General features: G+C 54.6%; 24 protein-coding genes. 9 read left to right on the plus strand and 15 right to left on the minus strand.

What is annotated here, in order from left to right:
* Window position 1: 1 nt before the first annotated feature.
* The 4 genes from LC093_RS13285 to pilG all read right to left on the minus strand — a co-directional run bounded on the left by LC093_RS13285 (window position 2) and on the right by pilG (window position 4,045).
* Window positions 2-2,152: a methyl-accepting chemotaxis protein gene (locus LC093_RS13285; RefSeq protein ID WP_264193063.1), complete on the minus strand. Its 2,151-nt coding sequence runs from the start codon at window positions 2,150-2,152 to the stop codon at window positions 2-4.
* A 301-nt stretch (window positions 2,153-2,453) separates the two neighbouring features.
* Window positions 2,454-2,996 (minus strand): chemotaxis protein CheW, encoded by a 543-nt coding sequence (locus LC093_RS13290; RefSeq protein WP_226665507.1) that lies wholly within the window; start codon window positions 2,994-2,996, stop codon window positions 2,454-2,456.
* 18 nt (window positions 2,997-3,014) lie between these two features.
* On the minus strand, window positions 3,015-3,377 hold the full coding sequence (gene pilH / locus LC093_RS13295) for a twitching motility response regulator PilH (RefSeq protein WP_226665509.1): 363 nt from the start codon (window positions 3,375-3,377) through the stop codon (window positions 3,015-3,017).
* 272 nt (window positions 3,378-3,649) lie between these two features.
* Window positions 3,650-4,045 carry a twitching motility response regulator PilG gene (gene pilG / locus LC093_RS13300; protein WP_226665511.1) on the minus strand — a complete coding sequence of 132 codons (396 nt, stop codon included), beginning with the start codon at window positions 4,043-4,045 and terminating at the stop codon, window positions 3,650-3,652.
* Between the two features lie 344 nt (window positions 4,046-4,389).
* On the opposite strand from pilG, the gene gshB reads away from it, so the two are divergent.
* From gshB to LC093_RS13345, 9 genes are all read left to right on the plus strand, one after another.
* On the plus strand, window positions 4,390-5,346 hold the full coding sequence (gene gshB / locus LC093_RS13305; RefSeq protein WP_226665512.1) for a glutathione synthase: 957 nt from the start codon (window positions 4,390-4,392) through the stop codon (window positions 5,344-5,346).
* Between the two features lie 80 nt (window positions 5,347-5,426).
* On the plus strand, window positions 5,427-6,353 hold the full coding sequence (locus LC093_RS13310) for an energy transducer TonB (RefSeq protein ID WP_226665514.1): 927 nt from the start codon (window positions 5,427-5,429) through the stop codon (window positions 6,351-6,353).
* 36 nt (window positions 6,354-6,389) lie between these two features.
* Window positions 6,390-6,974, plus strand: a complete 585-nt coding sequence (locus LC093_RS13315) for a YqgE/AlgH family protein (RefSeq protein ID WP_226665517.1) — start codon at window positions 6,390-6,392, stop codon at window positions 6,972-6,974.
* Between the two features lie 34 nt (window positions 6,975-7,008).
* Complete coding sequence (gene ruvX, locus LC093_RS13320) at window positions 7,009-7,437, plus strand: Holliday junction resolvase RuvX (RefSeq protein ID WP_226665519.1); 429 nt, start codon at window positions 7,009-7,011, stop codon at window positions 7,435-7,437.
* Window positions 7,438-7,540: 103 nt separating this feature from the next.
* Window positions 7,541-8,479: a hydroxymethylbilane synthase gene (gene hemC / locus LC093_RS13325; protein ID WP_226665521.1), complete on the plus strand. Its 939-nt coding sequence runs from the start codon at window positions 7,541-7,543 to the stop codon at window positions 8,477-8,479.
* A 39-nt stretch (window positions 8,480-8,518) separates the two neighbouring features.
* The gene (locus LC093_RS13330; RefSeq protein WP_226665523.1) at window positions 8,519-9,304 is read left to right on the plus strand and encodes a uroporphyrinogen-III synthase; all 786 of its coding nucleotides are present in this window, start codon (window positions 8,519-8,521) and stop codon (window positions 9,302-9,304) included.
* Window positions 9,305-9,507: 203 nt separating this feature from the next.
* Window positions 9,508-10,995 (plus strand): uroporphyrinogen-III C-methyltransferase, encoded by a 1,488-nt coding sequence (locus LC093_RS13335; protein ID WP_226665525.1) that lies wholly within the window; start codon window positions 9,508-9,510, stop codon window positions 10,993-10,995.
* Window positions 10,992-12,245 (plus strand): heme biosynthesis HemY N-terminal domain-containing protein, encoded by a 1,254-nt coding sequence (locus tag LC093_RS13340; RefSeq protein ID WP_226665527.1) that lies wholly within the window; start codon window positions 10,992-10,994, stop codon window positions 12,243-12,245. Before LC093_RS13335 ends, LC093_RS13340 begins: the two co-directional genes overlap by 4 nt.
* A gap of 19 nt (window positions 12,246-12,264) precedes the next feature.
* Window positions 12,265-13,335 (plus strand): alpha/beta fold hydrolase, encoded by a 1,071-nt coding sequence (locus LC093_RS13345; RefSeq protein ID WP_226665529.1) that lies wholly within the window; start codon window positions 12,265-12,267, stop codon window positions 13,333-13,335.
* A 211-nt stretch (window positions 13,336-13,546) separates the two neighbouring features.
* Here the strand turns inward: LC093_RS13345 and LC093_RS13350 are convergent, their stop codons facing one another.
* The 11 genes from LC093_RS13350 to LC093_RS13400 all read right to left on the minus strand — a co-directional run bounded on the left by LC093_RS13350 (window position 13,547) and on the right by LC093_RS13400 (window position 19,698).
* Entirely contained in the window at window positions 13,547-14,290 is a 744-nt protein-coding gene (locus tag LC093_RS13350) for an alpha/beta fold hydrolase (RefSeq protein WP_226665532.1), read from the minus strand.
* Between the two features lie 71 nt (window positions 14,291-14,361).
* Window positions 14,362-14,787, minus strand: coding sequence for a GFA family protein (locus LC093_RS20555; protein ID WP_226665534.1), 426 nt, complete (start codon window positions 14,785-14,787; stop codon window positions 14,362-14,364).
* A 106-nt stretch (window positions 14,788-14,893) separates the two neighbouring features.
* On the minus strand, window positions 14,894-15,415 hold the full coding sequence (locus LC093_RS13360) for a hypothetical protein (RefSeq protein WP_226665536.1): 522 nt from the start codon (window positions 15,413-15,415) through the stop codon (window positions 14,894-14,896).
* A 29-nt stretch (window positions 15,416-15,444) separates the two neighbouring features.
* Complete coding sequence (locus tag LC093_RS13365; RefSeq protein WP_226665539.1) at window positions 15,445-15,831, minus strand: VOC family protein; 387 nt, start codon at window positions 15,829-15,831, stop codon at window positions 15,445-15,447.
* A gap of 112 nt (window positions 15,832-15,943) precedes the next feature.
* Window positions 15,944-16,444, minus strand: coding sequence for a hypothetical protein (locus LC093_RS13370; RefSeq protein WP_226665541.1), 501 nt, complete (start codon window positions 16,442-16,444; stop codon window positions 15,944-15,946).
* 98 nt (window positions 16,445-16,542) lie between these two features.
* Window positions 16,543-16,971 (minus strand): DUF6326 family protein, encoded by a 429-nt coding sequence (locus tag LC093_RS13375; protein ID WP_226665543.1) that lies wholly within the window; start codon window positions 16,969-16,971, stop codon window positions 16,543-16,545.
* Between the two features lie 176 nt (window positions 16,972-17,147).
* Window positions 17,148-17,693, minus strand: coding sequence for a hypothetical protein (locus LC093_RS13380; RefSeq protein ID WP_226665545.1), 546 nt, complete (start codon window positions 17,691-17,693; stop codon window positions 17,148-17,150).
* A 130-nt stretch (window positions 17,694-17,823) separates the two neighbouring features.
* Window positions 17,824-18,336, minus strand: coding sequence for a DinB family protein (locus tag LC093_RS13385; protein WP_226665548.1), 513 nt, complete (start codon window positions 18,334-18,336; stop codon window positions 17,824-17,826).
* 192 nt (window positions 18,337-18,528) lie between these two features.
* Window positions 18,529-18,861, minus strand: coding sequence for an integrase core domain-containing protein (locus tag LC093_RS20560; protein ID WP_413231509.1), 333 nt, complete (start codon window positions 18,859-18,861; stop codon window positions 18,529-18,531).
* On the minus strand, window positions 18,809-19,408 hold the full coding sequence (locus LC093_RS20565; protein ID WP_226665602.1) for an IS3 family transposase: 600 nt from the start codon (window positions 19,406-19,408) through the stop codon (window positions 18,809-18,811). The genes LC093_RS20560 and LC093_RS20565 overlap by 53 nt, the downstream gene beginning before the upstream one ends.
* Window positions 19,369-19,698, minus strand: a complete 330-nt coding sequence (locus LC093_RS13400; protein ID WP_226665563.1) for a transposase — start codon at window positions 19,696-19,698, stop codon at window positions 19,369-19,371. Before LC093_RS13400 ends, LC093_RS20565 begins: the two co-directional genes overlap by 40 nt.
* Window positions 19,699-20,583: the final 885 nt, after the last annotated feature.

The following is a 20,583-nucleotide window of genomic DNA, read 5'->3' on the forward strand; positions in this document are numbered from 1 at the left end:
ATCAGGCCAGTGCCCGCTCCTCGCGCTCTTCTTCAGAGAGCTGCTCCTCGGCGCTCTCATCCTCAAGCATCGGGAACTCTTCAGACAGATCAGTGAGATCGCTACCGTACAGGTCGCTGTCGGTATCGACGTCGTGCTCGGTCGGCAGTTTGAAGCCCGCAACGGAATCACGCAGGGCCGATGCGGTCTGGGCAAGGTTACCAATGGACTGTGCGGTGGCCTGGGTACCTGCAGAGGTTTGCGAGGTAATCTCCTGAATCACGTTCATCGTGTTGGAGATGTGACCCGCGGAGGAAGCCTGCTGGCGTGCCGCGTTGGAGATGTTCTGAATCAAGGATGCGAGGTTGGTAGATACTGTTTCAATCTCTTCCAGGGCAACACCCGCGTCCTGCGCCAGACGGGCACCACGTACCACCTCGGTAGTAGTGGACTCCATCGATACAACCGCTTCGTTGGTGTCCGACTGAATCGCTTTTACCAGGCCTTCAATCTGCTTGGTTGCCGCTGCGGAACGTTCCGCAAGACGCTGAACCTCGTCCGCAACCACCGCGAAGCCTCGGCCTGCATCACCGGCCATAGAGGCCTGGATCGCGGCGTTAAGTGCCAGAATGTTGGTCTGGTCGGCAATGTCGTTAATCAGGCTAACGATGTCACCAATCTCCTGGGAAGATTCACCCAGTCGCTTGATTCGCTTGGAGGTGTCCTGAATCTGCTCGCGGATCGTATCCATGCCCTTGATGGTGTTCTGTACCACCTTGGCGCCGTTACTAGCAATCTGTACCGAGCGCTCCGCTACCTGCGCCGATTCGGCGGCGTTCGCAGATACCTGGTCAATGGTCACCGCCATTTCGTTTACGGCGGCAGAGGCGCCGGCAATTTCCTGCGCCTGGTGCTCGGAGGCCTCGGCCAGGTGCAGTGCAGTTTGCTGGGTTTCCTGAGACAGGGAAGATACTTCCTGCGCTGCGCCGTTGATCCGGCTTACCAGCACACGCAGCTGGTCAATTGTGTAGTTGATGGAGTCAGCGATCGCACCGGTGAAGGCCTCGGTTACGGTCGCGGAGGTAGTCAAGTCACCATCTGCGAGGTCGGCCAGTTCGTCCAGCAGCTGCATAATCGCCTGCTGGTTACGCTCGTTGGTCTCGGACTCTTCACGCAGGCTGCGGCGGGTACCGGAGAACGCCGTGATCATCATGCCGAAGATCAACAGTACGAACACACCGGCGATGATCGCGATAGTCTGGTTATTCGGCTGACGCTCACTGGACAGGCTTACGATACGGTCGTTCAGGGTCGACAGGGCTTCCAGCAGCTCCGGTGAGGATGCGGAGATACCGTCAGCAGCCTGACGGGTGGCAAACAGGGCCGGGGTTGCTTCGAAGATCTCACGTACCGAGGAGCTTACAAATTCGAACAGCTCGGTAATTTCTTCCAGAGATTCGCGGGCTTCGCTGTCGGTCACGCGGGAAATCCCCATCACCACGTCACCGCCTTTCATCCCCTCTACCACCTTACCGAACAGGCTGGCATCGGTGTTGAACTGGTCCGCGGCACCTTCCGCATCGTCACCACCCTGAAGCATCTTGTCGATATTTCGACCGATACGCTCCGCCCGCCAAACCTGCAGCTGAGCCTGCTCAACCTGATTTGCCGGAGCGTTGTTGGCCAGCAGGATTTCCACAATGTTGTTGTGCTCTGCCTGCAGTTCCGGGAGCGAGTCGTTCAGGGTGCTCGCCACATCGTTCAGGAAGATAATCGAATCTTTGTTGCCGATAATGGTGTCAGCCTGCTCGCGCAGCTGGCGCCAGACCTGACCGTAGTTGGCCAGTTCCTGACTCAGCGCAGCTTTAGTGCTGTCGTCCATGCCCTGCAGCACATTCCAGGTCGCCGCCATCTGGTTGACGACGGTCTCCAGGTCGGAAAACGCTTCTTCGTCACCGGCAGTCGCTGCAGGGGCGTCAGATACAACCTGATAGGACAGTGCGCGCAATTCCGCCACGTCCTGTAGATATTCCTTATCCCGGTCAGCCTGGGTCTGCACCAAATAGATGCTGACGATCAGCCCCGCCAGTGTGGCGAGTACCAGCAAACCCATAAACAGCGCCGCAGGGTTACTGCGCAGCGCAGAAAATGAACTCTGGGAGCCTGTTTTCATAATTTACTCCTGGCGGACCTGTGCCCAGGCCAATTCTTGTTATAACCACTACCCGGGCTCCATGCCCGGACTTGCCGCGACCCCCCTTTTGCGCAATACGAGCAATAAGGGCGCCCCAATTCCGGCGATTGCCGACTGTTGATTTATCGGCCGTTCAGCCTAGATCTGAACGGTCGATACCCGCCCCTGATCAACAGGGGTGAGCAATTGATTTGACGATTGAACAGCGCTCAACCTCATCCGACCACTTTATAGCCGGCGGTGACCGCGAAGGCCAAAACTACAAACCTGAAACAGCGACTCAGTGAGCCGCTGCATCCGCAAACTGAAAATCATTGATCAGCGCCGGAAGATCAAATACCAACCAGCGGTTGTCCTGCAGGACAAACTGGCCACTGACCATAGACGCAAAAGGCTCAGCCAGTTCAGAAGGTGGCAACTGGCCGTATTCAAGTGCAAGGTGCTGCATACCGTGCAGTTCATCGACGATCAGCCCCACATAGAGCTTTTCGTGTTCGATAACCAACACCCGGCGACGCTGGCGCGGATTTATTAGATGACCGCCAAAAAAAGCCGCCAAATCGAACAGCGGCAGCAAGCGGCCGCGCACGTTCGCAACGCCACGCACCCAGGGCTGGACGCCCGGAATAAAGGTATAGTGCGGGACCTCCAGCAATTCCACCACGTCATCCATGGCGGCCACAAAGCGGTGCCCCAGCAGAGAGAAACCAATGCCCGTCCAGAAAGGTCTGACCTCCTGACGGGCAGGCAGCCCCTGTGCCTGCGCTTTTGCGCGATTGGCAATATCAACCAGCGCGAGATAAGGGGTAAGAGTTGTTTGCACGGAGACTCAACGTCGGCCTCAGGCCAACACCTCCTCGATAGTACCCAACAGCTTGCTTTCGTCTACCGGCTTGGTCAGGTAGGCACGCGCTCCCTGGCGCATACCCCACACCCGGTCGGTGTCCTGATCCTTGGTAGTCACCATAACGATGGGGATACCGCTGGTTTCGGCGTTCTTGCTCAGCTGGCGGGTTGCCTGGAAACCGTTCAGGCCCGGCATAACGATATCCATGAGGATGACATCAGGGCGCTGCTCACGAGCTACGCCTACTCCGCTTTCACCGTTGGGCGCGGTGAGTACAGCGTGACCGTTTTTTTCCAGAATCGTAGTCAGCTTGTGAGTTTCGGTTGGCGAATCGTCAACGATTAGCACTCTTGCCATCTTTATTCCCCCAGGATGGTGTTGTCCGCAGCCGCCTTAAGTAGCATTGCTACCCCGGCACTGCGCTATTGTAGGTAAGGGCCACTGAACATTCCGCCCGGCGGCTCCGCACTTTCTTATCTATTGCTGTAGCTTACGCTTGGTTGCGCGACTTTCCTGTCACTCGTGCCACTTTATGCACGAATACCACTCGCGAATGCGCACAACCCTGATGTGGGCATAGCATACGCCATTTCTGCCAATGGTTTCACACTAGCAATGCAAATTACTTATCAAGCTGCGTGATGCGGCTTCGCGTGCGCTGAAATTGCGCCCAGCAGCTCGCTCTTGCTGAATGGCTTGGTAAGGTACTGATCACAGCCCACAACGCGCCCCTTGGCCTTATCGAACAGTCCGTCCTTACTGGACAGCATGACGACAGGCGTGCCGCGGAATTCGCTGTTATTTTTGATCAGCGCGCAGGTCTGATAGCCATCCAGGCGCGGCATCATGATGTCAACAAAAATGATATCCGGGCGCGAGTCGGCAATTTTCGCCAGCGCATCAAATCCGTCAGTGGCAGTAACCACGGTGCAGCCCGCTTTTTGCAGCAGTGTCTCGGCGGTGCGACGAATCGTTTTACTATCGTCGATCACCATAACGGTGAGACTTTCCCAATTCAGTTCCATAGTGCTCTTGTGTCCCCTGTGTACTTATTTTCAGGTGCAGTGGTTAATAATCGTATACCGCACCTTTTGTGCAACCTCATTACGGGGTTTTGATCATTGCTGAAGTGGCCACAGCCAGCGGGCGCAGATCAGAGGGAAACTTGTATCACAGAAGCCAGAGTGAATCTAGCGACGAGGAGGCGCACGATGGAGGGATGATCAAATTGTGAGCAGATACTCAGTTCACGGGCCTTGCAGCGGCAACGGACTACTTTTAACGTAGCCACTTTCCAGCAACCAAGGCCGCGGTTTTCACACCCTGCGCCCCCTCGCTAGTGCAATCATTTTTACACACGGACACCAATATGAGCCTTTCTCTCGGTGTGGTGATGGATCCCATCTCCCAGATCACCTTTAAAAAAGACACCACCCTGGCCCTGCTTCAGGCCGCACAACGTGCCGGCTTTACGCTGCACTATTTTTTGCAGTCGGATCTTTACCTGGATGGCAGCAAACCGATGGGCAATGGCAGCCCGCTGGAAGTGTTCGACAACCCAGAGAAGTGGTTCACCCTCGGTGAGCGCGCCCCTATGGACCTGGGGCAACTAGATGTGATCCTGATGCGCGTCGATCCCCCGTTTGACAACGAGTACATCTATTCCACCTACATCCTTGAGGCCGCCGAACGCGCCGGCGCTCTCGTCTGCAACAAGCCCCAGTCACTGCGGGACTGCAACGAAAAGATATTCGCCACCCACTTTGCCGAATGCTGCCCGCCGCTGATCGTCAGTCGCGACATGAAGCAGCTGCGCGCATTCCACGCAGAACATAAAGACGTTATTTTCAAACCCCTGGACGGAATGGGCGGCACCGGTATATTCCACGTGAAGCCAGACGGAGCCAACCTCGGCGCGATTCTCGAGATGCTCACCGATAACGGCAAGCGCCAGATTATGGGACAGCGCTATATCCCCGAAATCAAAGACGGTGACAAACGCATTCTGGTGGTGGACGGTGAACCGGTACCTTACTGTCTCGCCCGCATTCCGGAAGCTGGTGAAACCCGGGGCAACCTGGCCGCCGGCGGCCGCGGCGAAGCGCGGCCGCTGTCAGAGCGGGATCTCTGGATCGCCAGGCAGGTCGGCCCTACCCTGAAAGAAAAGGGCCTGCTCTTTGTCGGCCTCGACGTCATCGGCGACTACCTGACCGAGGTCAACGTCACCAGCCCTACCTGCGTGCGCGAAATTGATGCAGCCTTTGGAACCGACATCGGCGAATTATTGATGCGCGCAATCACAGACCGACTGGCGCAAAAAGGGTAAACTCACCCGCTTGTGATGGACCGCAGCTGTCGTCGTGCGGTCCGACAGACCCCCGGCAGTAGTAGATACCAATAATCACAATGACCGCAGCAGCCAGCCAGACCATCAACCCGGGCCCCGTGTCCGCGAGCCACGCCACTCAGGGAGACCGGTTTACCTTTGCCCTGTTTCTGGCCTGTGCGGTTCACGCACTGGTAATTTTCGGTGTGGGATTTACCGCACCGGAAGCAAAACAGGCTCCACCGACCCTGGAAGTAACTCTGGCCCAACACCGCGCATCCGATGCGCCGGAAGACGCCGACTACCTGGCACAGCACAACCAGCAAGCCAGCGGCACCGCGGAGGCCCCGAAGGAGCTCTCGACCGACCGAAAAGCCGAAATCGCCGACACCAACATCCGGCAGGTCAACCCGCTGCCACAGCAGCAGGCGGCACGCCCCGCCGATCAACTGCGCCAGCTGATCACCACGATCGGTGACAGCCCGCAGCAGGCACCGGAGCTCCCCGCGGAAGACAAGCGTTCGAAGGAAAAGCGCGGCGATGCCCCCAGTGACCTGCCGCCGACCAACCCGGAAATTGCCAGCCTGCAGGCCAGACTCGACAAAATCCGTCAGACTATCGCACAGCGCCCGCGCGTGCGCCGCCTGACCTCCGTTGCCACCAAAGCTTCCACTGATGCGGCCTACCTGCACGACTGGCGGCAGAAAGTGGAAGCCATCGGCAATGACAATTTCCCGGAAGAAGCCCTGAGAAACAAAATTACTGGCAATCTGCGCATGATGGTACGCCTGTTACCCACCGGTGCCGTAGAAGAAGTGGTGATCCTGGAATCTTCCGGCGAGCGCATTCTCGATGACGCCGCACAACAGATCGTGCGCCTGGCCGCGCCGTTTGCGCCCTTCCCGCCGGAAATTCGCAAAGAAGCGGACCGACTGGAAATCATCCGCACCTGGCGCTTCGAGATGACCGGCTTCTCTACCGCGGCAAACAATGCATCCGGCGGCTGAACGCCCCGCCTATGAATCAGCACCTAGACTAAGTCCATGCAGCCATCGAATATCGACAGCGACCTGACCCATACCAGCCTGCGCGGCCAGCTGTTGCTGGCCATGCCCGGCATGGAGGATCCGCGCTTCCACAAAGCCGTGACCTTTATCTGTGAGCACACCCCCGAAGGCACCATGGGAATCGTCATCAATGCGCCCAGTAAAGTGCTGTGGCGGGAAGTGTTCAGTCAGCTGTCCCTCGACGACAACAGCCTGCGCGGTGACGAACCCGTAATCATGGGCGGCCCGGTGGCCCAGGAGCAGGGCTTCGTGCTTCACGGCCGCGGCATGAAATTCGCTTCTACCGTGGAAGTATCCGAAGACATCAGCCTTACCGCATCCAAAGACATCATCGAATCACTGGCTGCCGGCCGCGGGCCCGACGACGTCCTGCTGGCCCTGGGCTACGCCGGCTGGGGCCCCGGGCAACTGGAAAGTGAAATCGCCGAGAACGCCTGGCTGACACTGCCGGCCGAGCCGGAAATCCTTTTCGCCACCCCCTGGGAAAAACGCTGGCAACTGGCGGCAGCCCGCCACGGCATCGACCTCAGTGGTATCAGCAATCAGTCCGGCCACGCCTGACCTTCCCACAGAAGCCGCCCCGCAGATCTTACCCATGAGTAAAGCCACCACCGCCCTCGCCTTCGACTTCGGCACCGGCTCCATCGGCCTCGCCTACGGACAAAGCCTGACCGGCAGCGCCCGCGAACTGCCCCCGTTGCCCGCCCGTGACGGCAAGCCCGATTGGGAGCAGGTAAAGAAAACGCTCGACGAATGGCAGCCGCACACCCTGCTGGTAGGGCTGCCGCTCAACATGGACGGCAGTGAAAGTGAGTTCTGCACCCGCGCGCGGAAATTCGGCCAGCGCCTGCACGGCCGCTTCGGTCTTCCGGTGGAGTATGTGGACGAGCGCCTCAGCACCCGGGCAGCGAAAGAAGAGGCCCGCGATCGCGGGCACCGGGGCAATTACGCCGACGAGCCCATCGACTCCATAGCCGCACGTATCTTCCTGGAGGACTGGCTGCGGGAAGCTGGTGGTCACTGATCGCGCATTTCCCTCGTCGCCCACAGCTCCATCCCCGCGCACAAACTGATAGACTTGCGCGCGAAATCCCAACAGATCCGTATTCCGCATACCAGAGCCTCGCATGTCTGACACTTCCTCCATCTCCCGCATCACCATTGCCACCCGTGAAAGCGCCCTGGCGCTGTGGCAGGCCCACTACGTCAAGCAACAGCTGGAACTTCACCATCCACAGCTCGAGGTTGAGCTGCTGCCGCTGACCAGCCGCGGCGACCAGCTGCTGGATATCCCGCTGAACAAAGTGGGCGGCAAGGGCCTGTTCGTAAAGGAACTGGAAAAGGCCATGCTCGAAGGCCGCGCCGACATCGCGGTGCACTCCATGAAGGATGTGCCGATGGAATTCCCGGAGGGCCTGCACCTGCCGGTGATCTGCGAACGCGAAGACCCGCGCGATGCCTTTGTAAGCAATCACTTCGCGTCTATTGAAGAATTGCCCAAGGGGGCCGTAGTCGGCACCTCCAGCCTGCGCCGGCAGTGCCAGGTGCTGGCACTGCGCCCGGACCTGGAAGTGAAATTCCTGCGCGGCAATGTGAATACCCGCCTGGCCAAGCTGGACGCGGGCGAATACGACGCCATCATCCTCGCCGCCGCAGGCCTGCTGCGCCTGGAAATGCGCGAGCGCATTGCCGCATTTATCGAACCGGAAATCCTGCTGCCGGCCGGTGGCCAGGGTGCCGTAGGCATCGAGTCCCGTCGTGACCCGGCCCTGGAAGCCCTGCTCGCCCCGCTGCACCACGACCAGACCAGCCACCGCCTGATCGCCGAACGCGCGATGGTTCGCCGCCTCAACGGCAGCTGCCAGGTGCCAATCGGCTGCTATGCGACCCTGTCCGGCGACAATGCCGAACAGCTGTACCTGCGCGGCCTCGTAGGCAGCCCGGACGGTGCAACCATGCTGCAGGCAGAAGTGCATGGCACCGTCGCCGAAGCCGAACAGCTCGGTATTCGCCTGGCCGAACAGCTCCTGCAGGCAGGCGCGGACGACATTCTCGCGGCGCTCTGACAGCTCGTCTCAGCCTGTAGCCAGGACCCTTTTCCGCCCGTGAATACATCCCTGCAAGACAAGCGCATCCTCCTCACCCGGCCGGCACACCAGAGTGCCGGCTGGCAGGCACTGCTTGCCGAACAGGGCGCACACTGCGACAGCATCCCGATGCTGGAAATCGCTCCGGTAACACCGGACAACCAGACCGAAGCCCAGTCCATCAAAAGCCTGATACTGGACTTCGACCAGTTCGAGCACGCCATCTTTGTCTCCCAGAACGCAGTGCGCTGGGGCTTCGACTGGCTGGAAAACTACTGGCCGCAACTGCCCGAAGGACCACGCTTCTACGCTATTGGCGCGGCCACAGCAGATGCCATTGCCGACCGCGGCGCCCTGCCCGAGCGCGATGAAGCCCGCGGCAGTATGGACTCGGAAGCGCTGCTGGCCCTGCCAGCACTGCAACACCCCGAAGGGGCTCGGGTGATCGTATTCCGTGGCCAGGGCGGCCGAACGTTAATCGGCGACACCCTGCGCGAACGCGGCGCCCGCGTCGACTACTGCGAGCTGTACCAGCGCCTGCTTCCCGCAGACGCCGCCACCCAGCTGCGCGACTACCCCCATACCCCTGACGCAATCGTCGTTCACAGCGGCGAGACTCTCGAGAATCTCCACCAGAGCCTGCAGCAGAGCCACCGGTTGACACTGCTCGGCGTCCCGCTGATCTGCCCCAGCGCCCGAGTGGCCGCGCAGGCGCGAACTCTCGGCTTCACCCGTGTCACCGCCGCCACCAATGCCGGTGACACAGCCATGCTCACCGCAATGAGTGAAGCTCTCGCCGCCTAAGATTTCCGCAGCGGCGCCTAATCTGGTAAAAAATTTCATTTGCGCGCCATACTTCGTATAAAGAACGGCTGTAGTCGCTATAATTTGGCGACAAAATTTCTATAGCCACGGCTACGCGCCAACTGCGTCCAATACCAGGGCAGATGCCACCCGCTTCGGCGCTTGCCACTGCCGTGACACCCATTCGCGAGCGAAACAATTCCATGAGCGATAAGAAAGCCCCGCCCACCGCCAGCGACAAGGCCGCCGAAGAGTCCAAAGACATCCCCATCGTGACGGAAAAGGCGACCCCCAAAAGCAACTTCGCCAAGGCGGACCAGGAAAAGCAGGGTGGAAAGCCGGCTGGCAAGGGCGACAACAAGAACCCGCCCCCAAAGAAATCGTCGGACAAGAGCGCTGCCAAGGCTACGCCTAACAAGGGACATGGCTGGCTCTGGTTCTGGCTATTCCTGTTGTTGCTGATCGCTGCCGCAGTCGCGGCCTGGTACCTGATTCCAAGCGTGCGTATGCAGGTTGGCCAGCATCTGCAGGGGCTGCCGCTGGTCGGCAAACATTTCGCAACCGCCCAAGCGCCAGGTGGCACCAGTGCCGGCACCGCCTCCGAGACGGCGAATACCGAGACTTCCGGAGAAAACACCGCAGCAACGCCTTCCACAACGACGCCAGACACGAGCGAACCGGCTGCGGATACCGGTACCGACAGCAGCCAAAGCTATGGTGACACAGTAACCACACCATCCGAGCCGCAACAGCCCGCATGGCAGCCGCAAGGGACCTCCCCAAAACCGCCCACACCGGTCGCCCCGCCGACCCCGGATCAGACAGCCGCCCTGCGCGAGCAACTGGAGCAGCAAAGCCAGACCATTAACCAGCTGCAGCAGCAAATCGCCACCATGCAGCGCAGCGTAACCGCTCAGGGCAACCGCCTGAGCCAGCTTGGCAATGCCAGCCGCGAAGACTGGCAACTGGCCGAAGCCGACTACCTGCTGCGACTCGCCAACCAGCGCCTGATGCTCGAGCAGGACAGCCGCGCCGCTCTCGGCCTGGTGCAGGAAGTGGACAAGATCGTTCGCGACGTCGACCTGCCCGACCTCTACGGCGTACGCCAGCAGCTGGCCCGTGACCTCACGGCCCTGAAGCTGGTTGAAAACGTCGACCGCGAAGGTCTCTACCTGCGCCTGCGCGCACTGGAAGAACAGCTGGTGAAACTCAACATCCAGCCCAAGTTCGATCTCGCCACCGCAGATACCGCCGAAGCCGAGCAGCAGCCTGCGGCCGGGGAAGCCAGCGGCAACCGCTTCCAGGACAGCTGGAACAACTTCAAGACCTTCCTCAAAGGTTCAGTGCGCATCCGCGATGCCGAAATCGACCCGGTACTGCTCTCCCCGCAGAGTGAAACCCGTTTTCGCCAAACCCTCCGACTGAGCATGGAGCAGGCAGAACTCGCACTGCTGCGCGCGGACGCAACCGTCTATACCGACGCCCTGAAACAGGCGCGGGAACTACTCATCGAATACGGAGTGGACAACCCGCAACGGCAGGCGCTCCTGCGCGAGCTGGAAGCCCTGTCCAACGAGAAAATCGCCACTGAACTACCGAACCTCAGCGCCTCGCAGACCGCACTGCGCAGCTACATAGACAGCATGCACAAGACCTCCGCCGGCCAAAGTGACGGAGGCGATATCCAGTGAAGCGCTTCCTGTTTTTTACCCTGGTCCTGCTGCTTGCCGGCGCGCTGCTGGCAGAAGCCATCCGCTCATACCCGGGCTACCTGATGCTGATGATCGGCGGCGAAGCCGGCAAACGTATCGAGATGAACCTGTGGGTGGCCATCGGCGGGCTGTTTTTCGGCATCCTCGCGCTGTTCGTATTCTTCTGGTTACTGCGCAGCCTCGCCCGCGCCATTGAGGGCGGCTTCAGCCGTATCCGCTTTGGTCGCAGCCGCCTTGCCCGCCGCCGCCTGACCAATGGGCTCGTGGAATACATGGAGGGCAACTGGACCCGCGCCCGCCGCCTGCTACTGAAAAGTGCAGCGCGCTCCGACGCCCCAATCATCAATTACCTCGCCGCCGCCCGCAGTGCATTTGAACTGGGCTACCGCGATGAAGCTAATGAGCTACTGGCAAAGGCAGAAGCCACCGGTGACGACACCCAGCTCGCCGTAGCGATCACCCAGGCGCGCATGCAATTGCTCGATAAACATTACGAGCAGTGCATCGCCAGCCTGCAACGGGCCATGCAGGAAGAACCCAACCACCCTGCCCTGCTCCAGCTATTGCGCCAGGCGTACTACAACATCGGCGAATGGAATGGACTGCGTGAACTGCTGCCGCGCCTGGAAAAACACGGCACCATGCCGGAGTCCCAACTGCAGCAACTGGAACTCGAGGTATACCAGCACTTGCTGCGGGAAGCCGCCGCACGTAACGACAGCGGGAAATTGCGCGAAGTATGGCAGAGCCTCAACGGCCGCTGGCAGCGCAACATCGAGCTGCGCAACTTGTATGGGGAAATGCTCCACCACGTCGGCGATGACACCGAAGCGGAAAAACACCTGCGCTGGATCCTGAATCGCGAGTGGCGCAGCGATACCGTACAGCTTTACGGTCTGCTCACCGGTGCCGACGCCAACCAGCAACTCGCCGTTGCCGACGGCTGGCAAAAAGAATACGGCGAGAATGCCGACCTGCTTACCTGCCTGGGACGCCTGTGCCTTCGCAGTGAAATCTGGGGCAAGGCCAGACAGTATTTCGAGAAGAGCCTCCTGCTGCGTTCAGACCCGGCCACATCCGCCGAACTTGCACGCCTGCTCTTCGCCCTGGGCGAGAAAGAACAAGCCGCGCAGCTTTATGAGCAGGGCCTGCTCCAGGCCGTATCCAACCTGCCGCAGCTGCCACTGCCGGGGCAAGGCAGCAACCTCCTCAGCACAAAAACCTATTGAATCGAAACAGGAGTGAAGGATGACCAGCCTTTTCAAAAAATGTAGCGGTCTGGCCATCCTGCCCAGTTCGGCCTGGGCTCTTCTGATGACAGTGGGTACCCTCACCCAAAACATATCGCCCGCGACTGCCGAGGAATATCAGGTACAGCCCCGCGATGCCTTGCTGAGCAATTATGACTACCCCTACAAGGTCCGTTTTCATGACCTCAATGACCAGCAACAGTCATTGCGTATGGCATATATGGATGTCGCGCCCAGGCAGTCCGAGGGAACACCACCACAGGCAAAAGGAACCGTGCTTCTGCTACACGGTAAAAACTTCTCTGGCGCGTACTGGCAACAAACCATCGACGCGCTGACCGCTAAAGGGTATCGCGTTATCGCGCCCGACCAGATCGGCTTCGGTAAATCCAGCAAACCAACGCGGTTCCAGTTCAGTTTCCAGTCATTGGCAGAGCACACCCGCTCACTGCTCGACACACTCGACGTTGAAAAAGTCTACGTTGCCGGACACTCCATGGGCGGCATGCTCGCAACGCGCTTTGCCCTGATGCATCCGGACAGGGCCAAAAAGCTGGTGTTGATCAACCCGATTGGCCTGGAAGACTGGAAACGCGTTGTTCCTTATCAGTCAATCGACGGCTCGATTGCACAGGAAGAGCAACAGACACCGGCCATCGTCAAAGCCTATATGACCAAAGCGTATTTCGACGGACACTGGAAACCGGAATACAATCCGCTACTGGATATCCAGGGTGGCTGGAGCATTGGCCCCGACGCCGACAAGATCGCCGTCATCGACGCCCTAACCTCCGACATGGTATTTACCCAGCCGGTGCTCTACGAGTTTGAAGATTTGAAAATGCCTACGCTCCTGATCATCGGTACCCGTGATCGCACAGCTATAGGGAAAAATCGCGCGGCGCCCACAGTCCAACAAAAACTGGGGCTATATGGTGAGTTGGGAAAAATAACAGCAAAGAAAATACCGAACGCCGAACTGGTTGAATTAAACGGTGTTGGACATGTGCCTCAATATGAAGCATTCCAGGCGTACGTAACCGCCTTCAGCGGATTCATTGAGCGTTAGTGTCGGAAACCAGCTTTAAGAGCTTTACGGGGAGCACCCGCTCAGGCTCTTTTTTGAACACACCTCATGTATTGCCTGCCTGAACCTCTGCTGTACCTGTGCGCTCGATAATTTCTGTCTCGAAGCCATCAATACGTTTCTGGTTCTTTTTAGCCCAATACCGTGTAGAGATCGCCCCCAATTTATGAAGTAAGATTTAAACGTTATTGCGTTATTGCGTTATTGCGTTATTCGCAGCGGGAGCACATTCCAGCATGACCTCTTCAAAAATCCTGCTGATTTCAGTGGAGCTTTCATCCTCAGCCATCCCCGCATGACTCGCGTGGTGAGATATACGAAACTCGGTCTTGGGCAATTTTGTCGCTAAATCACGGACACTTTCGATAGGGGCATTTTCATCGTCTTCGCCGTGATGAATATAGACTATTGGGGCTTGTTTAAACGCGATTGAATCCCATGACCCAAGCAGCACTTTAAAGTCGGCCCAGGCACCATGAGCCAAATCGTCAGGAAGTCCCAACGAACGGAGGTATTCTATTGTCGAGCCGTAGTTATTGCCTCTGAAGAACTCCAGGAGCTGCAACGTAGGCGGTGAAGCCACCTTCTCGACAAATAGATCAGGCGTACCCATAGAGGCCAACAAATAGCAAGAACGAACAATCCCGGGGTTACTTGTCGACAAGTGCAGTGCGAACGGACCACCGCCACTCCCACCAATTGCGTGACATGAAGTAATGCCATTGTTGCGCAAGTACGCGATAGTATTCTCTGAACATACGTCAAAAGACGAGTGAGCACTGGTATCATCGTACCAAGGCCGGGTAGGACAAATCAGCCGAATACCGAATCTACTTGCCAGATCGGAGAACTCATCACCGGAGTCCCCCTTCTGTGGCGTCCCCATAAAGAAAATAACAGGGAACCCATCAGAATCACCAAATTCATGGAACTTCATCTTTCCTCCTTGAAAGTACTCACTCGGCCGCCCCTGGAAGTCCTCGGGATCAGAACGAACCACCTCGTTATTTAAAACTTACTTGGGAGCGCCGGAAACTCTGGGCTAGCCTGAATACGCTCAACCCAAATACACCTATCATCACAAAAAATTCTGTCATCTGGAGCAATGTGTATATCTTCGTTGAGACTTCCCGCGGGTACGACGAGAAAAGTTTCTGAACGATTTACATAAGGCACGCTAGACCCACATGCTTTACAAAACTGCTTTGCCCAGCTTTTAGCTGACTCCAGCTCGAAGCGCTGAATAAAGCTTTCACCCGATTTCCACGAAATATGTTCAGGCCTGGTAAAAATATTCGAAGCATGGGCAGAGCCCGTGGAATGCCTACATCTGGAACAATAACAGATATGAAATGAAGATATTTCCCCGGTTATTTCATACTGGATAGCCCCACACAAACATTGACCTGAAGCCTTATTCAGTTCTTGGACCATACGTTGACCTCAACAGTGTTAACGCCATCAGCAGGGAGAGATTACCCTATAGGCTTTTCGCATGAAAAAAGGAGTACAGAAATCACACACCAACCGCAATGTAGTGTTAGCAACCAAATCCATACTCTTCACCGGAAACACTCGCCAAAAGTTCGGGCGATACGAGCTTGATGATATCCACCATATACCAACGACGATCACATTCTATTGCTGTTGAGTAGCTGCCTACCTGGACAATTGCATTTCCCGAAGTTGTAACTATTTCTTTCTTCAACAACTTTCGTGCCTGGTCTTCCGTCAAAATGGTCTTTGCAGCCTCTTCAGCGGGCGAGAGATATAATTCTTCAACCTGGGATTGTCCTGCTTCGTGCGGCAAGAGCATCTTGGACTGATCATCAGGATATAACCTTGCTTCAAGCTGAAAAGGTTCACCATCGAGAAATTTCCAACCAATTACAAATCTCCCTGAAATAATCACATCACCCTTAAATGTCGCGACATCTCCATGTGCAGGTCCAACGGACGCAAGCTGTATCGGGCTTTCATCTGGGATTAAAAAGATATCTTCGGCGTGAACGGAACAGCCAAGAAACAACAATATGTAGGTAAATACCTTCAATTTATTCATAGTGCCAACGCCATCAACGCCGGGATGCCTCACTGACCTGCAGGTGGCTGCCACAACTCAACCTTGTTCCCTTCCGGATCGATTACCCAGGCAAACTTGCCGTACTCAGAGTCTTCGATTTTTTCAAGTACATCGCACCCCTCTTGTTTGAGAGTAGCGACCAAAGCGTAAAGATCTTCAACGAGGTAATTGACCATAAAGGGCGCTTTACTTGGCGCGAACTGGTCACCTTCATCCGGAGCAATCGACCAAACGGTAGACCCACCTGTAGGGTTGCCTTCAACGTCTGCCCAGCTAAACGCTGTACCACCCCACTGCTGCACATCTATGCCAAGATGACGTTTGTACCATGCCAGCAAAGTAGGTGAGTCCTTCGCTTTGAAAAAGATACCGCCAATACCCGTGACTCGCTTCATGTGAACCTCCTATGTCCACGCTTTATATTTGAGACGACCGTGACCGAAAATCGAATTTTGCTCGCAGTGGCTGCGCAGAAGATCCTGAAAGTAACCTGTCGGCCTACAGCACCTAGCTGGATTTTTTAGGTCTGGGCTCAGGGTTTGCAGTGACAGAGTAAACGACAGAGCTAATCTTCCAGCCATCAACTGTTTTCAGTAGGTGCCATGCCTCATCACCCCAGTTACTCTTATAGTCACCAATATGAAAACTATATTTAAAATGCACTGAAGCAATATCGCTATCGGTAAGTATTTCTATATCCCAGAACTTCTCTTCCAACTTTTCTTCTGTTGAGACAATCCATGAAATAAATTGCACATATGAGCCAGGTCTGACACCGGACTGACTAGGCAGCGATCCGGTTCTTTTGTCCGCAACAACACTGATCCAAGGGATAGACTTATCATAAAAAAGGTCATTGAATGTTTCTTCATCCTTTTCAATTATTGATAATCTAAAGGCCTCAATAACTTCCCTGATTTCTTGATCAACTTTCTTCCCATCTTCCTTTGCAACCGCGACAGAAGATAGCACCATAACAAGGACAGCCATTATTGTTCTAATTTTCATACCGTTTCTTTCTTTTGATGACAATGAAATCTAATGCCCGCCGCAGCGGGCGAGTGTTGCGAGCCCTGTGGTCAGAGACCACGACCAGCTTGTATTGGTTATGCGCAGCTGGGTAAGGCATGTTCAACCTGCTTCCAGTTCCATGCATACCATACGATAAACAAAAGAGTTACAACCTCAACTAACACAAAAAATATATAAAAAATCGCTGGGGCACCAACAAAGACTGATGACAGCAGGCCAAAAGCATGCACTAAAGCAATTACAACATTTAGCCAACGATTTATTCCACGCTTTAAAACGCGCGAAAGAACAACCATCACCATCGCCAATTCAAGGAAAATGGCAGCACCCAGAAGCATTTCAGGAGATAGTAAACTGCCAATCAAATCAGCATCTCCGCCATCCGTGCTAGCTTCGCTTCCCATCAGATTAAACACATCAGCATAGAGAATATTTAGAGCATAAAATATCCACAATGTCGACAACATAGGTTTTCTGTCTATCGAACCGTATTCGCCTTCCATTTTTTACTCCGTTTTTAACCTGATGAGTTTTTCACCATTGTAAACGTCAAGCCTGATCTACTCTGATTCGCTTTCTTGCGCATAATGACCGATTTAGAGATGGCTGGGGCGGAGCGTAAGCGTTACCAGCCGCTAATTCTCGGAGACTACAACCGCTTGTTAGCCTTGTTCTGGAACTATGGCGCAATACTTGGTATGAGGCGGAGCTTCAAAGTATCTTTACTGCTATCCTCAAGAACCTGCTGCTGGATACCATATAAAAAACCAGAAAGAGCTTCCTCATCTCTTTTAAGAAAAAACTTGTACCTTTTCATCCAGCCAATGTTCTTATGGGTTCTATCTAGAAAAATATCGCATTCTGGTGAATTAGTATAATCATGCTGTTTCAAATATCTCATAAGCTGTAGCTCACTTCCCTTGATCGCCCATGAAATCTGCAATTCAGCGCCACTCGCACGCTCACATTCTGTGGCCTCTATGAAATATGCCACCTCCTTCCGAGGAACCAAGAATGATTCGATAGGAATCTCGACCCAATAGCCTTTTTCGGCAGGGTAAATCTGTAAACTCGAGCCATTATCTGAAGAAACAAGCAACGTCTCAAATTGACGATTCTCGGTAAATATTTTAATAGCACCGTCAATATCGCCAATTAGCACCTTCTCTTCTCCTGCATGCGCAGATATCGAGAATACTAAAATCAGACTCAAAAGATACTTCAATCTTGAGCTCCTCTTTGCGGCTAACGCCGCCAGCTGGGCAGCTTACCTTGTGCGCGTTTTGCTCAAAAATGGGAGCGAAGCGACCCGTTCAAAAGGTGTATAGCGTTAGACGCCCCTTTGCTTGCGTTTGTTAGACGCTGGCTAGACGGGCCTCTTCTCTTCTAAATGGCTCCATTTCATGAAGATACCGAGTAAACGTATCTTTTGGACGCTCTAAGCCATTTGAAGCTAAAGTCCTGGAAGCCATGCCTCTATGATTACTGCTATGAGTTAACAAATGAAACATGATTTCTTCTACTGATAGTTTCCCATAGTCACCGTCCGTGAATTTGAAAGAGATGACTTTACTCAAAATTTCAGAGCTCGCTGCCTCTGAGAAGTGCACGAGCCATGAGTCGTTCTTCTCAATTCTTTCTTTTAATTCTGAAAAGCTTGGCGTATCAATCGTGTTGTCAGCTGAATACATCTCTGAGGCGCCTGAAATCCGGCTTATAAATAAGCTGTCAACTACGGTGGTGTGATTCAGAATCCTAATAAAGAAAACTGCTTCATTTTCTGGAAGTAAGTGTAATTGACGCTGCCCATAAGTGAGCAGCTCTGAGTTTGCCCATTTCTTAAACTTAAATGCATTTGAGAGCAGCAATTTTTAACTCCTCATTTACTATTGGATACAGTAGTCTCTCGATTCTGCACTTAACGCCCGCAACAGGGGCGGCCAATGCGATACACATTTTTTGCGATACTGGGAGCGCAGCGAACCGCACAAAATGTGCATAGCATTCGACGGCCCGTAGGGTTGGAGGGGACTTAACCCGCTTTTGCACACACCTAGTTGTTAGCAATTGATTTTACACTCAAATTCTTGAGGGGAAACATACCCAATTGAAGAATGCGATCTCTGAGTGTTGTAGTAGCGCATATATTCGGTCACTGTCGATCTTAGCTGTTTCGCCGATTCGACGACCTGGCGCTTAATCCTTTCAGTCTTAAACTGATGGAAGAATGACTCCATGAAGGCATTGTCATTCATATTCTTAAAGCGATTCATACTCTGATTGATACCATACCGTCGTAAGCGCTCGCGGTATTGCCCCGATAGATATTCACTGCCCCGGTCAGAATGGAAGATCAGATCCGGGTGATGCCCGCCGGTTTCGTACCGCCCTATCGATGCTAGATAACGTCAGAGATACGTCTCTACGACCACTCAGAGACCAAGAAACTATCTTCCTGCTAAAGCGATCCATGACTACTGATAAATACTGCCAACTGCCATCTCTGAGCTTGATATAGGTAACATCGCCCACCCAGAGCTGATTCGGCCGGGTTAACTTGATCCCTTCTATCTTGCATTTGATCCCGTAGACATGCTTATACGTACCCGGCCTAGCCGTGTAAATCCGTGATTTAACAGCTCTGAGACCGTGATTTCGCATGATTCTCGCGACGCGCTTTTGACCGACGTGGATATCCCTCTTTTTAAGTTCCTGCGTGATTTTAGGGCTACCATAGCATCCGTCATGGCGGTCAAATATTGACCTTATATGTTCAAATAGCTCACTGTCTTCTTGCTCACGGGCTGATGCACCACGGCGACGCCAAGAGTTGTAACCATCCCGGGTGACACCATAAAGCCGGCACATCATGCTAATGCTGTGCTTTTCCCGGTGCCTATCTATGAACTCGAAGATTTCCCTTTTTGTTGTAAAGAGAATTGGATGGCTTTTTTTAAAAGGGCATGCTCTTCCTGGAGCAGGTTATGCGCCCGCTCCAGCTTCCTGAGGCGCTTCAACTCTGATTTAACCTCAGGATCTATCTGTATGTTTTTCTTCTTGGCCATGATCTCTCCCCGCCGCATCTCCATGCGCCAACGATAAAGCATCACCTCATGGATATCGAGAGCTTCGGCCACGTGTTTGGCCAGCACACCAGGAATCTCGGATAGCGAGACTGCTGTTGCCTTGAAATCATCGTCATAGCGGTTGTAGTGCTTTCTTCGTGCCATTCGACACCTCCAATTCCGTTAGATGGAGGTGTGTGCAAAAGCGGGTTAGGTTCCCTGTCGGCCTGCAGCGCTTTGTTATGCATTGACCGCACAGTGCCTCCGAGCGATTTTGTAGAGTACGTCGCACTGCTCTCTGCTTAAGCCTGACTCATGGCATTTTTCGCGAAAACTATACTCTTCTCTTACTGAACCGCAGAAATTTTTAACCGAAAAATGGGGCGTAACTTCTAAGCACGTTTGATAGTAAGAAGGAACAAAATACTTTTGTACCAAAATGTTTTCTTGAAAGTAACCTGCTACCTTTTTAATGCAATACATTCTGTTTGGTGAGCTGCTAGGAGTAAGCTCTGATTTTGCGCGGCTCTGTAGTTCAGCTGTGTAGTTGCTAAACCACTTGCTAGCATATACTGCGCCAGCTATGACGCAAACTACAAGAAGAATACGAGCTACTCGATACCCTAAGAATGCTACTTTATTCTGACTGCGCGCGAAATTTATACGAAATAGAAGGTATTCTACTTTAACTATTTTGTAGGCTACATATGCACAAACCAGCCATACAAAGATGTAGAGATACTGTAAATACTGGAAGTACATACTCTAGTTCCGTATTGCACAACGCCGCCAGCAGGGGCAGCTTACCTTGTGCGCGTTTTGCGCGAAAATGGGAGCGCAGCGACCAGCGTAAAACGTACACAAAGTAAGCTGTCCCGCGGAGGGCCGAAGGCCCGGAGCAACCTGCCTGGCTTTGTATGGTGTACATGCTCACTCAAACGGGCAAAATTGAGGCCCACCTCTGGCTGCAACCAGAGGCCTTTTATGCGGTAGTTCGATGCCTGCCTGGCTCCTCTGTCGAGAGACCGTTAACAAGTGGGAACACCGCAT

The sequence above is a fragment of the Microbulbifer aggregans genome, assembly GCF_020524005.1.
Taxonomy (GTDB): Bacteria; Pseudomonadota; Gammaproteobacteria; order Pseudomonadales; family Cellvibrionaceae; genus Microbulbifer; species Microbulbifer aggregans_A.

What these genes read in the sequence shown, in the direction of transcription:
- LC093_RS13285 (WP_264193063.1), bottom strand. Translation starts at nt 2,152, where the DNA reads ATGAAAACAGGCTCCCAGAGTTCATTTTCTGCGCTGCGCAGTAACCCT.
- pilH (WP_226665509.1), bottom strand. Translation starts at nt 3,377, where the DNA reads ATGGCAAGAGTGCTAATCGTTGACGATTCGCCAACCGAAACTCACAAG.
- pilG (WP_226665511.1), bottom strand. Translation starts at nt 4,045, where the DNA reads ATGGAACTGAATTGGGAAAGTCTCACCGTTATGGTGATCGACGATAGT.
- gshB (WP_226665512.1), top strand. Translation starts at nt 4,390, where the DNA reads ATGAGCCTTTCTCTCGGTGTGGTGATGGATCCCATCTCCCAGATCACC.
- LC093_RS13310 (WP_226665514.1), top strand. Translation starts at nt 5,427, where the DNA reads ATGACCGCAGCAGCCAGCCAGACCATCAACCCGGGCCCCGTGTCCGCG.
- LC093_RS13315 (WP_226665517.1), top strand. Translation starts at nt 6,390, where the DNA reads ATGCAGCCATCGAATATCGACAGCGACCTGACCCATACCAGCCTGCGC.
- ruvX (WP_226665519.1), top strand. Translation starts at nt 7,009, where the DNA reads ATGAGTAAAGCCACCACCGCCCTCGCCTTCGACTTCGGCACCGGCTCC.
- hemC (WP_226665521.1), top strand. Translation starts at nt 7,541, where the DNA reads ATGTCTGACACTTCCTCCATCTCCCGCATCACCATTGCCACCCGTGAA.
- LC093_RS13335 (WP_226665525.1), top strand. Translation starts at nt 9,508, where the DNA reads ATGAGCGATAAGAAAGCCCCGCCCACCGCCAGCGACAAGGCCGCCGAA.
- LC093_RS13345 (WP_226665529.1), top strand. Translation starts at nt 12,265, where the DNA reads ATGACCAGCCTTTTCAAAAAATGTAGCGGTCTGGCCATCCTGCCCAGT.
- LC093_RS13350 (WP_226665532.1), bottom strand. Translation starts at nt 14,290, where the DNA reads ATGAAGTTCCATGAATTTGGTGATTCTGATGGGTTCCCTGTTATTTTC.
- LC093_RS20555 (WP_226665534.1), bottom strand. Translation starts at nt 14,787, where the DNA reads ATGGTCCAAGAACTGAATAAGGCTTCAGGTCAATGTTTGTGTGGGGCT.
- LC093_RS13360 (WP_226665536.1), bottom strand. Translation starts at nt 15,415, where the DNA reads ATGAATAAATTGAAGGTATTTACCTACATATTGTTGTTTCTTGGCTGT.
- LC093_RS13365 (WP_226665539.1), bottom strand. Translation starts at nt 15,831, where the DNA reads ATGAAGCGAGTCACGGGTATTGGCGGTATCTTTTTCAAAGCGAAGGAC.
- LC093_RS13370 (WP_226665541.1), bottom strand. Translation starts at nt 16,444, where the DNA reads ATGAAAATTAGAACAATAATGGCTGTCCTTGTTATGGTGCTATCTTCT.
- LC093_RS13375 (WP_226665543.1), bottom strand. Translation starts at nt 16,971, where the DNA reads ATGGAAGGCGAATACGGTTCGATAGACAGAAAACCTATGTTGTCGACA.
- LC093_RS13400 (WP_226665563.1), bottom strand. Translation starts at nt 19,698, where the DNA reads ATGGCACGAAGAAAGCACTACAACCGCTATGACGATGATTTCAAGGCA.